Consider the following 9,406-nt stretch of genomic DNA (forward strand, 5'->3'; position numbering starts at 1 on the left):
AAAACGTTACGGGATCCGGGCACCGAACAGGACCGCGGCACCCGCCACCAGCAGTCCGGCCACGATGGCGGCCACGATGAACCACTGGGTGACCTCCTGGTCCACCAGCTTGAAGCCGAGCGAGGTGCCGATCTGCTCGTAGACGTCACGCAGCTCGCTGCCGGACTCCGCGGCGTAGGCCCGGCCGCTGGTGCCGTCGGACAGTGACTGCAGGGTCTGCTTGTTGACCGGCACGTTCACCGGCCGGCCGTCGATGGAGACGGTGCCCTCCTGCGTGCCGTACGCGATGGTGGAGACCGGCACCCGGGCCTGCTGGGCGGCGTCGATGGCCTCGTTGACGCCCCGGCCCGAGGTGTTGTCGCCGTCGGACAGCAGCACGATCGCGGCCGGTGGCGGGTCGGTGGCGGCCTGCTGGTCGAAGGAGCGCACGGAGTCGAGCGAGTTGAACACCGCCTCGCCGATCGCGGTGCCCGGCCGGGTGGTCAGGTTGCCGATCGCGGTCACGACGGCCTGGTGGTCGGTGGTGGGGGCGATGACCACGTTGGCCGAGCGGGCGAAGGAGACCACGCCGACGTTGAAGCGGTCGGGCAGCTCCCTGGCGAACGCCTGGGCGGCGGCCTTGGCGGCGCTGATCCTGTTGGGCTGCACGTCGTCGGCGTCCATGGACAGCGACACGTCCAGCGCGATCATGATGGTGGCCCGGTCGCGCGGCACCTTCACCTGGTCGGCCGGCTTGGCCGCGCCGATGACCAGGAGCGACATCATGGCCAGGAACAGCAGCGGCGCCACGTGCCGCCGCCAGCCGGGGCCCGCGGGCGCGACCAGGTCGAGCAGCGCGAGGTTGGTGAAGCGCACGGTGTAGCGGCGCCGGGCGAACTGCGCCACGACGTATCCGACCACGAGCAGCGCCACCACCGCGAACAGCCACAACCACGCCGGCGACAGAAAGGTCACCCTGCCTCCTTCTTCGGCACAGGGCCATTGTCGCGCTGTTCGACGCTGGTCCTGCTACGCACGTGCCCTCCGATGGGCGAGATGGGTCATGCGCCGCTGGCGGAGGACGAACTGCGCGATGTCGAACACCCAGTCCCTGTCGGTCCGCAGCACCAGGTGCGCCACACCGGCGCGGCGCAGCGCGGCCTTGGTGCCTTCGCGTTGCAGTGCTGCAGCTTCGGCATAGTCTCGGCGTACTTTAGGGGAAAGGTGCACTTCGCGTACGTGCCCGCTCTCAGGGTCGGCGAACGCGACCCGGCCCACATCGGGGAGTTCGAGCTCGCGCGGATCGATGATCTCCACGGCCAGCACCTGGTGGCGGGCCGACAATCGCTTGATCGGCCGCTCCCAGGGCCGCTCGGCGCCGGGGTCGAGCTCGGGCTTGGCATCGAGGAAATCCGACACGATCAGCCGCATGCCGCGCCGCCTGCGGGTGGCGGCCAGCACGTCGATGCCCTCCGCCAGGTCGGGCGCGTCGGGTACGGCCTGCCCGCGCGGCGCGTCCATCAGCGAGTGCAGCAGCCCGTACAGGGCGGGCCGCCCGGTGCGCGCCGGCATCCGGTGCACGAACTCGTCGTGCAGCACCAGCGCCCCGAACCGGTCGCCCATCCGGCTGGACAGGAACCCGATCGCGCCCACCGCGGCCACCACCAGGTCGCGCTTGTCACTCTCGGCGGTGCCGAAGTCCATGCTGGGCGACAGATCGGCCAGCGCCCACGTCTCCAGCTCGCGGTCGGCGATCAGGTCGCGGACGTGCGGCACGGTCGTGCGGGCGGTGACCGCCCAGTCCATCCGGCGCACGTCGTCCTCGCCGGGCACGTAGACGCGGCTGTCGCCCGCCTCGCTGCCCGTTCCCGGCAGCAGCCCCAGGTGAGCGCCGTGCAGCAGCCCGTCGAGCCGCCGGGTCACCGTCAGCTCCAGCCGCCGCAGCGCCTGCTCGGCCGTCCTCATCGGCCGCGCTCCGTTTCCGTCATCGGTTCTGGTTCCACACGACGAGGGGCGGCGGTACGGCGTGCAGGATCTGCCGGACGACCTGTTCGGGATCGACGCCGTCGGCCAGCGCGTCGAAGGTGAGCATCAGCCGGTGCGACATCACGTCGACAGCCACGTCCCGTACGTCGTCGGGCAGCAGGTAGTCACGGCCGCGCAGCAGGGCCAGGGCGCGCCCGGCGGAGACCAGGCCGAGCGTGGCGCGCGGGCTGACGCCGATCTCGATGGTGTCGGCCAGCTGGCCCAGCCCGTACTCGGCGGGCGATCGAGTGGACATGACCAGCCGTACGACATAGTCGGCGACGAGCTGGTGGACCGAGATCTGCTCGGCCGCCTCCTGCAGCGCCATCAGCCGCGTGGGGTCCAGCACGCGCTCGGGCGTCGGCGGGGTGACGCTCATGCGGTGCAGGATCTCCAGCTCCTCGTGCGCGCTCGGGTGCGGCACCCGTACGCGGAACAGGAACCGGTCGCGCTGCACCTCGGGCAGCGGGTAGACGCCTTCGGACTCGATCGGGTTCTGGGTGGCCAGCACGATGAACGGCTTGGGCAGCTGGTGCGTGACCCCGGCCAGCGTGACCTGGCGCTCGGCCATCACCTCCAGCAGCGCCGACTGAACCTTGGCGGGCGCCCGGTTGATCTCATCGGCGAGCAGGAAGTTGACGAACACCGGACCCAGTTCGACGTCGAACTTCTCGTTGGAGGGATGGAACACGCGGGTGCCGACGATGTCGCTCGGCACCAGGTCCGGGGTGAACTGGATCCGGGCGAACGTGCCGCCCACCACCGTGGCCAAGGTGGACGCGGCGAGGGTCTTGGCGACGCCTGGCACGCCTTCCAGCAGGCAGTGACCGCGGGCCAGCAACGCGACGACCAGCCTCTCGACCATGTGGTCCTGGCCGACGATCACCCGCCGGACCTCGTCAAGGGTCTGACGCAGCACGGCCGCATCGGTTTCGTCTGGCAAATCTTCGGCGACGCTCATGACGCCATTCCACCAAACGTCCCGCAAACGTGCACGGCGCCGGTCTGTGCTTTCATGGCAAACGTGGCCAGTCCGCTGCAGTACGGAGATCCGCCCCGGCTGGGGCCGTTCGTGGTGCAGGCCCGCCTGCACTCGGCGCCGGCCGGTTTCGTCTACCTCGGGCAGGGGGCGGACGGGCGCGCCGTCTCCCTGGCCGTGCTGACCCGGGGCGCCGCCTTCGACGCCGCCGCGCGCGAACGGTTCGTGACCGTGATGCGCGAGGCCGCGCCCGCCGGCATGCGCGGCTGGCTCGGCCGGGCCACCAAGACGCGCGCCGCGGTGCTGGACGGCGCGCCGGAGGTTCTGGCGATGGAGACCGGCACGGCGCCCTGGGTAGCGGTGCCGTACGCGCCGGGCCGACCGGGGGCCGAGTGGTTCCTGGAGCCGGTGATGGTCGGTGGCACCCTCATCGGCCAGGCGCACGGCCCGGACTTCGTGCCGTACTGGCTGACCGACCGCGCTCCCGCCCTGCCCGGCCAACCGCGCGGCCGCCGGCCGCTCACCGAGACCCGCCGGCGGGTGCTGCTGGCCGCGCTGGCGCTGGCCGTGCTGTTGCTGCTGGCCACGGTGATCGCGTTGCTGCTGATCATGGGCAGGGAGGACGCCGAGCCGCTGCCCAGGCCACTGCCGCCGACGAACTTCCAGCCGACGGCGCCCCCTACGCCGGCCTCGCCGGAGCCGCAGCAGCCGACGCCCAGCCAGACGCCGGCGCCGAGCAAGAGCGGGCAGGGCACGCCGGGGCCGTCGCCCGGCGAGGACACGGGAGACGGCTCGCCGCTCTGACCGCTGTTAATGGGTTTGAGCCTCACGTTACGTGAGGCTCTAGCGTCCGTGGGCATGGAGTTCATCGTTCAAGACACGCTCACGCCCATGGCCGAGCTGCTGGAGCAGCCGCTGGAGCGGCGCCCCGGCCTGCTGCGCGAGCTGCTCGAGCCCATCCGCCAGGTCATCCCGGTGCCTGGCGACATCGTCGACATCCACCACCAGGGCAGCGGCTTCCGGGTGGACGCCGAGGACCCGCGGTATCTGCCCGCGCTCCACGCCATGATGGAGGCGGACGTCCTGGGGCAGATCGAGGGCGAGCTGCACCGGGCCGCCGATCGGCTGTCCCACCTCAAGCTGCCCGAGTCGTTGCGGGTGCTGTTCGTGCTGGGCGATCCCGGCAGCGAGCAGCTGATGAAGGTCACGGGCGGCTACTACGGGATGGGCAGCTCGCCTGGCCTGCTGTACCTGCTCGGCTGGCCGTCGGAGGAGATCATCGGCAGGATCGCGCACTGTGCCGTCCACGAGTTCCACCACCAGGCGCGCTACACCAACGTGCCGTGGCACCCGACGGTGGGGGAGCACGTGATCTCCGAAGGGCTGGCGGAGGCGTTCGTACGGGAGCTGTCGGGGGTCGAGGCCATGGGGCCGTGGTCGTCGATGGTCAGCGGCGAGGAGCTGGAGCGGGCCGACGAGAAGATCATGGCCGACTTCGATCTGGAGGGGATGCACCTCACGTCCGCGTACGTGCTGGGGGACACCACCGTGGCGCGGTTCGGGCAGGAGCCTCGCGGTATTCCGGACATGGCAGGATATGCGGTGGGGTTGCGGCTGGTGGACGCACACCTGGCCGCCACTGGGATGACGGTCGCGGAGAGCACGGCACTACCGCTGTCGCAGCTCGTACGGCGGGGCGAGGCTTCGTCTTAGCCGGGTGAGGCCAGATCTCGGCGGGGTGATCTCAGCGGGGCGATCTCAACGGGGCGAGACGAAGCCCGACTCGTAGGCGGCGATCACGGCCTGGGTGCGGTCTCGCGCGCCCAGCTTCGTGAGCACGTTGCCGACGTGCGTCTTGACGGTCTCCTGGCTGACGACCAGCTCGGCGGCGATCTCGCCGTTGGACAGCCCCCTGGTCATCAGCCGCAGCACGTCACCCTCGCGGCCCGTCAGCCGCCCGATGCCGGGCACCGAGGCGGGCCGGGCGGCAGGGGACTGACGGCCGGCCAGCGTCCGGATCGCCGCCGGGAACAGCAGCGACTCCCCGGCCGCCACCAGCTTGATCGCGTGGACCAGCTCGTCGGTCCTGGCCCGCTTGAGCAGGAACCCGCTGGCGCCCGCCCGCAACGCCTCGTAGACGTAGTCGTCGTTCTCGAACGTGGTGACCACCAGCACCTTGGGCGCCTCGTCCATGGCCACCAGGCGCCGGGTGGCCTGGATGCCGTCCACGGCGGGCATGCGTACGTCCATCAGGACCACGTCGGGCCGCTCGCGGCGCACCACGGGCACCACCGCGGCACCGTCACCGGCCTCGCCGACCACGCTCAGCCCCGGCTCGGCGTCGATGATGACCCGCAGACCGGCCCGGATGAGGTCCTCGTCGTCGGCGATCACGACCTTGAGCGTCATGAGCCCGCCCGCCGGGACGTCGCCCGCCGGGGAGCCGCCCGCCGGGGCGCCGACCGTGGCTGTGCCGACCGTGGCGGTGCCGATCGCCGGGACGCAGACCATGGCGATGTCAACCATGAGGGTGTCGACCATAAGGGGGCCGACCATGGGGGTGTCACGGAACCGACCGTAGTGGCAGCCGGACGGACACGCGCCAGCCGCCCTCCACCGGTCCCGCCTCCAGATCGCCGCGCAGCAGCCGGACACGCTCCCCCATACCGGTCACACCCCGACCACCCGACCGGCCGCCGGATCCGGCGGCCGACCGGCTGTCCGGTTCCATGCCCGGCCGCTTGGTCTGCGCGCTTGACCGATGGGTCTGTCTGGTCTGTGCGCTTGACCGACCATCCAACCGGGCGCCGGTCGCGGCGGTCCCGTTGGTGATCTCCACTCTCAGGTCGTCGTCCTGTACGGCGACGGCCAGGCGTACCGGCCCCTGACCGTGTTTGATGGCGTTGGTCAGTGCTTCCTGGACGATCCGGTAGGCCTCCCTGGAGACCACGGCGGGCACGCCGGTCAGGTCGCCCACCTCGGGGCGCACGTCGGCGCCGGTGGCGGTGGCGAGGTCGCCGAGATCGGCCAGTGTCGCCTGCGGCGGCCCGGCCTCCGGGGGTGGGGAGCCGTCGCGCAGGACGCCGAGGACGTGGTCGAGATCGTCCAGGGCGGCGCGGGCCGATTGCTCGATGGCCGCCAGGGCCGTCCTGGCCGTCTCCGGGTCGCGGTCGAGCACTCGCCCGGCCGCGGCAGCCTGGAGGGTGACGACGCTCAGGGCGTGACCGACGGAGTCGTGCAGTTCGCGCGCCAGGCGGTTGCGCTCGGCCAGCGTACGGGCCTGACGCTCGGCCGCGGCCAGTCGTTCGCCCGGGGTGGGGCCGAGCAGCGCGGGGGCCAGCCGGGCCAGCAGGGCGCCCCCACCGGCCGCGACCAGCACCACCGCGCCCAGCACGACCAGCCCGAGCAGCGGCCAGCCCAGTGCCGCCCAGCCCGGCTCGACGTCGAACCCCAGTAGGCGCGCGGGCCCGCCGACGAACGGCACCGCGAACGTGAAGACCGTGAACGGAATCCCGGCCAGCGTGAACCCGCTCGCCACGCCGCCGACTCCCAGGTGGAGGGTGTACCAGGCGGTCGTGCGCCACCGTTCCTCCCACGACCGGCGCGCCTGCCTGGGCGGCGTCTCCACGCCGACGCCGAGCAGCCCTTGGGCGGCGCTCACCTCCAGCGCCCGTACCGGCAGGAACAGCCCGGTCAGCGTCACCACCGGCAGCACCGCCACGAACACCCCGAGCTGGGCGGGCAGGAACATATTGACCGACTGGCCCTGGAGCAGGCCCGACGTCAGGACCCCGGCCATCATGTACGGCATCAGCAGCGCGCCGCCGAGGATCAGGCACGCCCATCGCCGGGGCAGGTTCCATCTCACACTCGCGATTGTATGTCGATGGTTATTCGCTCTCGGTGGAATGCGCCTTTAGAGAAATGCGCCCCCAGCGAAAAGGAGCTGGAATTCCGGCGGTCCGGGTCTAGCGTCGTTGAATAGTTCGAGAGAAAGGCGATTCCATGACGGAGACCCAGCGCGCGGCCTGGCCTGACCAGGTAAGCCAGCGCCTGCTGAAGGAGCGCATCCTTGTTCTCGGCCAGGAGGTCGACGACGAGATATGCAATCGGCTGTGCGGCGAGCTCCTTTTGCTGGCGGCTGAGGACCCGAATCGGGACATAACGCTTTACATCAATTCGCCCGGCGGATCGGTGACCGCTGGGATGGCTCTTTACGACATGATGCAGTTCGTCCCGTGCGACGTCGCGACGGTCGCGATGGGCTTCGCCGCCTCCATGGGGCAGCTGCTGCTGTGCGCCGGCGCCCCCGGCAAGCGCTACGCGCTGCCCAACGCGCGGATCGTCATGCACCAGCCGCTCGGCGGCATCGGCGGCTCGGCCAGCGACATCCAGATCCAGGCGGAGAGCCTGCTCTACACCAAGCGCAGGCTGGCCGAGATCATCGCCCAGCACACCGGCCGGCCGTTGGAGCAGATCCAGGCCGACTCCGACCGCGACCGCTGGTTCACCGCGCAGGAGGCGCTCGAATACGGATTCGTCGACCACCTGGCCGAGGGGATGAACTGACATGAGCGGACGTTACGTGCTGCCCTCGTTCACCGAGCGCACCTCTTACGGCATCAAGGAGATGAACCCGTACAACAAGCTGTTCGAGGACCGGGTCATCTTCGTGGGCACGCCGATCGACGACACCAGCGCCAATGACGTGATGGCGCAGCTGCTGACGCTGGAGTCGCTCGACCCCGACCAGGACATCAACATGTACATCAACTCGCCGGGCGGCTCGTTCACCGCCATGACGGCGATCTACGACACGATGCAGTTCGTCCGGCCGGAGATCCACACCGTCTGCATCGGCGAGGCGTCCTCGGCCGCCGCGGTCCTGCTGGCGGCGGGCACGCCCGGCAAGCGCGCCGCCCTGCCGCACGCCCGCATCCTGCTGCACCAGCCCGCCACCGAGGGCGGCCGGGGCCAGTCGAGCGACATGGAGATCCACGCCAGGGAGATCCTGCGCATGCGCGACCAGCAGGAGGCCATGCTGGCCCGGCACACGGGCAGGACGGAGCTGGAGGTCAGGAAGGACATCGAGCGGGACCGGATCTTCACCGCCGAGCAGGCACGCTCGTACCACCTGATCGACGACATCTACGCCTCCCGGAAACGGACACTGACCACCACCCGCTGAGGCGTGGAACCGGACGCTGGCAGCCACGCCCGCTGAAGCACGCAGTGGCCGCCGGCCGCCTCGGCCGGCCGACCACGGCCACGTCGGCCACCTCGGGGTGGCGGCCGAGCACCTCGGCCACCGAGGCGGGCCGCCGGCGGCTGCCTGCTGAAGTGCGGACGCGTGAAGTGCGGACGCGGCCACCGACGGCGAGGACGAGGACGCGCGGGGCGGCCTGCTTTGAGCCTGGTGTGTAGCGGCCGTCCCGCGCCCTTCGGGACCAAAGGGGCATCCCACCTGACCTACTGCGAAAGCAGGACATATACGCTTCTGGCGGTTCTCGGGGGAAATCGGGGGAGTGGCGTGCCGCTGGAGCATGTGGTGTTGGTGTTGGCGGCTGCCCTGTGCGCGGGCTGGGTCGACGCCGTCGTGGGTGGTGGCGGGCTGGTGCAGTTGCCCGCGGTGATGGTGACGGGCATACCGCCCGTACAAGCGATGGCCACCAACAAGCTCTCCTCCGTCTTCGGCACCGCCTCGGCCGCCGTGACCTACGCGCGCACCACGAAGCTGGACCGGGCGGTCGCGCTGCCCGGCGTGGGGCTGGCCGTGGTCAGCGCCGGGCTGGGCGCCCTGGCAGCGGCCGCGATCTCGGCCGAGGTGCTGCGCCCCGCCGTGATGGCGGTGCTGGTCGGTGTGGCCGCCTTCGTGACGCTGCGTCCGGCTATGGGCTCGGTGCCGCAGCCCCATCTGCGGACGAACGGCCGCGTCGTGGCGGCGGTGACGATCGCGGGCGTGGGCATCGCCTTCTACGACGGCATCATGGGGCCGGGTACGGGGACCTTCCTGATCATCGCGTTCACCACGATCCTCGGGCTCGACTTCGTGTCGGCCTCCGCCTCGGCGAAGATCATCAATACCGGGACCAACCTGGGCGCGCTGTTCGTGTTCGGCTGGCAGGGTCACCTGCTGTGGGGGCTGGGCCTGGGGATGGCCGTCTGCAACGTGGCGGGCGCGCAGCTGGGCGCCCGCATGGCGCTCAAGCGCGGCACGGGCTTCGTCCGCGTCGTGCTGCTGTGCGTGGTGGTGGCCATGGTGATCAGGCTGGGCTGGCAGCAGTTCGGCTAGGACCCGACCGGCAACCGTCAACCGGTTCCGACCCGACCGGTTCCGACCCGACCGGTTCCGACCCGACCGGTTCCGACCCGACCGGTTCCGACCCGACCGGTTCCGACCCGACCGGTTCCGACCCGACCGGA

At 71.0% G+C, this 9,406-nt stretch carries 10 protein-coding genes; 5 read left to right on the forward strand and 5 right to left on the reverse strand.

Features of this window, described 5'->3' with window-relative positions:
- Positions 1-6: 6 nt before the first annotated feature.
- Genes AB0C30_RS32480 through AB0C30_RS32490 form a run of 3 tightly spaced genes read right to left on the reverse strand, consistent with a single transcriptional unit; the run spans position 7 to position 2,965 of the window.
- On the reverse strand, positions 7-954 hold the full coding sequence (locus tag AB0C30_RS32480; protein ID WP_357951813.1) for a VWA domain-containing protein: 948 nt from the start codon (positions 952-954) through the stop codon (positions 7-9).
- 54 nt (positions 955-1,008) lie between these two features.
- Positions 1,009-1,944: a DUF58 domain-containing protein gene (locus AB0C30_RS32485; protein WP_357951815.1), complete on the reverse strand. Its 936-nt coding sequence runs from the start codon at positions 1,942-1,944 to the stop codon at positions 1,009-1,011.
- A 19-nt stretch (positions 1,945-1,963) separates the two neighbouring features.
- A complete protein-coding gene (locus AB0C30_RS32490; RefSeq protein ID WP_357951817.1) occupies positions 1,964-2,965 on the reverse strand; it encodes a MoxR family ATPase in 1,002 nt (333 codons plus the stop codon).
- Positions 2,966-3,019: 54 nt separating this feature from the next.
- Here AB0C30_RS32490 and AB0C30_RS32495 point away from each other — a divergent pair, with 54 nt between their 5' ends.
- Together AB0C30_RS32495 and AB0C30_RS32500 are read left to right on the forward strand one after the other, a co-directional pair.
- The gene (locus AB0C30_RS32495) at positions 3,020-3,787 is read left to right on the forward strand and encodes a hypothetical protein (protein WP_357951819.1); all 768 of its coding nucleotides are present in this window, start codon (positions 3,020-3,022) and stop codon (positions 3,785-3,787) included.
- Positions 3,788-3,841: 54 nt separating this feature from the next.
- Entirely contained in the window at positions 3,842-4,696 is an 855-nt protein-coding gene (locus AB0C30_RS32500) for a DUF2268 domain-containing putative Zn-dependent protease (protein ID WP_357951821.1), read from the forward strand.
- Between the two features lie 45 nt (positions 4,697-4,741).
- Here AB0C30_RS32500 and AB0C30_RS32505 read toward each other — a convergent pair whose 3' ends face one another.
- Both AB0C30_RS32505 and AB0C30_RS32510 read right to left on the reverse strand, forming a co-directional pair.
- A complete protein-coding gene (locus tag AB0C30_RS32505) occupies positions 4,742-5,392 on the reverse strand; it encodes a response regulator transcription factor (RefSeq protein ID WP_357952188.1) in 651 nt (216 codons plus the stop codon).
- A gap of 154 nt (positions 5,393-5,546) precedes the next feature.
- The gene (locus AB0C30_RS32510; RefSeq protein WP_357951823.1) at positions 5,547-6,851 is read right to left on the reverse strand and encodes a histidine kinase; all 1,305 of its coding nucleotides are present in this window, start codon (positions 6,849-6,851) and stop codon (positions 5,547-5,549) included.
- Between the two features lie 137 nt (positions 6,852-6,988).
- Here AB0C30_RS32510 and AB0C30_RS32515 point away from each other — a divergent pair, with 137 nt between their 5' ends.
- The 3 genes from AB0C30_RS32515 (at position 6,989) to AB0C30_RS32525 (ending at position 9,275) form a co-directional block, all read left to right on the forward strand.
- A complete protein-coding gene (locus AB0C30_RS32515) occupies positions 6,989-7,552 on the forward strand; it encodes an ATP-dependent Clp protease proteolytic subunit (protein WP_357951824.1) in 564 nt (187 codons plus the stop codon).
- Position 7,553: 1 nt separating this feature from the next.
- A complete protein-coding gene (locus tag AB0C30_RS32520) occupies positions 7,554-8,171 on the forward strand; it encodes an ATP-dependent Clp protease proteolytic subunit (RefSeq protein ID WP_357951825.1) in 618 nt (205 codons plus the stop codon).
- 342 nt (positions 8,172-8,513) lie between these two features.
- Positions 8,514-9,275, forward strand: coding sequence for a TSUP family transporter (locus tag AB0C30_RS32525; RefSeq protein ID WP_357951827.1), 762 nt, complete (start codon positions 8,514-8,516; stop codon positions 9,273-9,275).
- The last annotated feature ends 131 nt before the right edge of the window (positions 9,276-9,406 follow it).

Origin of the sequence: Nonomuraea sp. NPDC048901 (assembly GCF_040649695.1) — a bacterium.
GTDB lineage: Bacteria > Actinomycetota > Actinomycetes > Streptosporangiales > Streptosporangiaceae > Nonomuraea.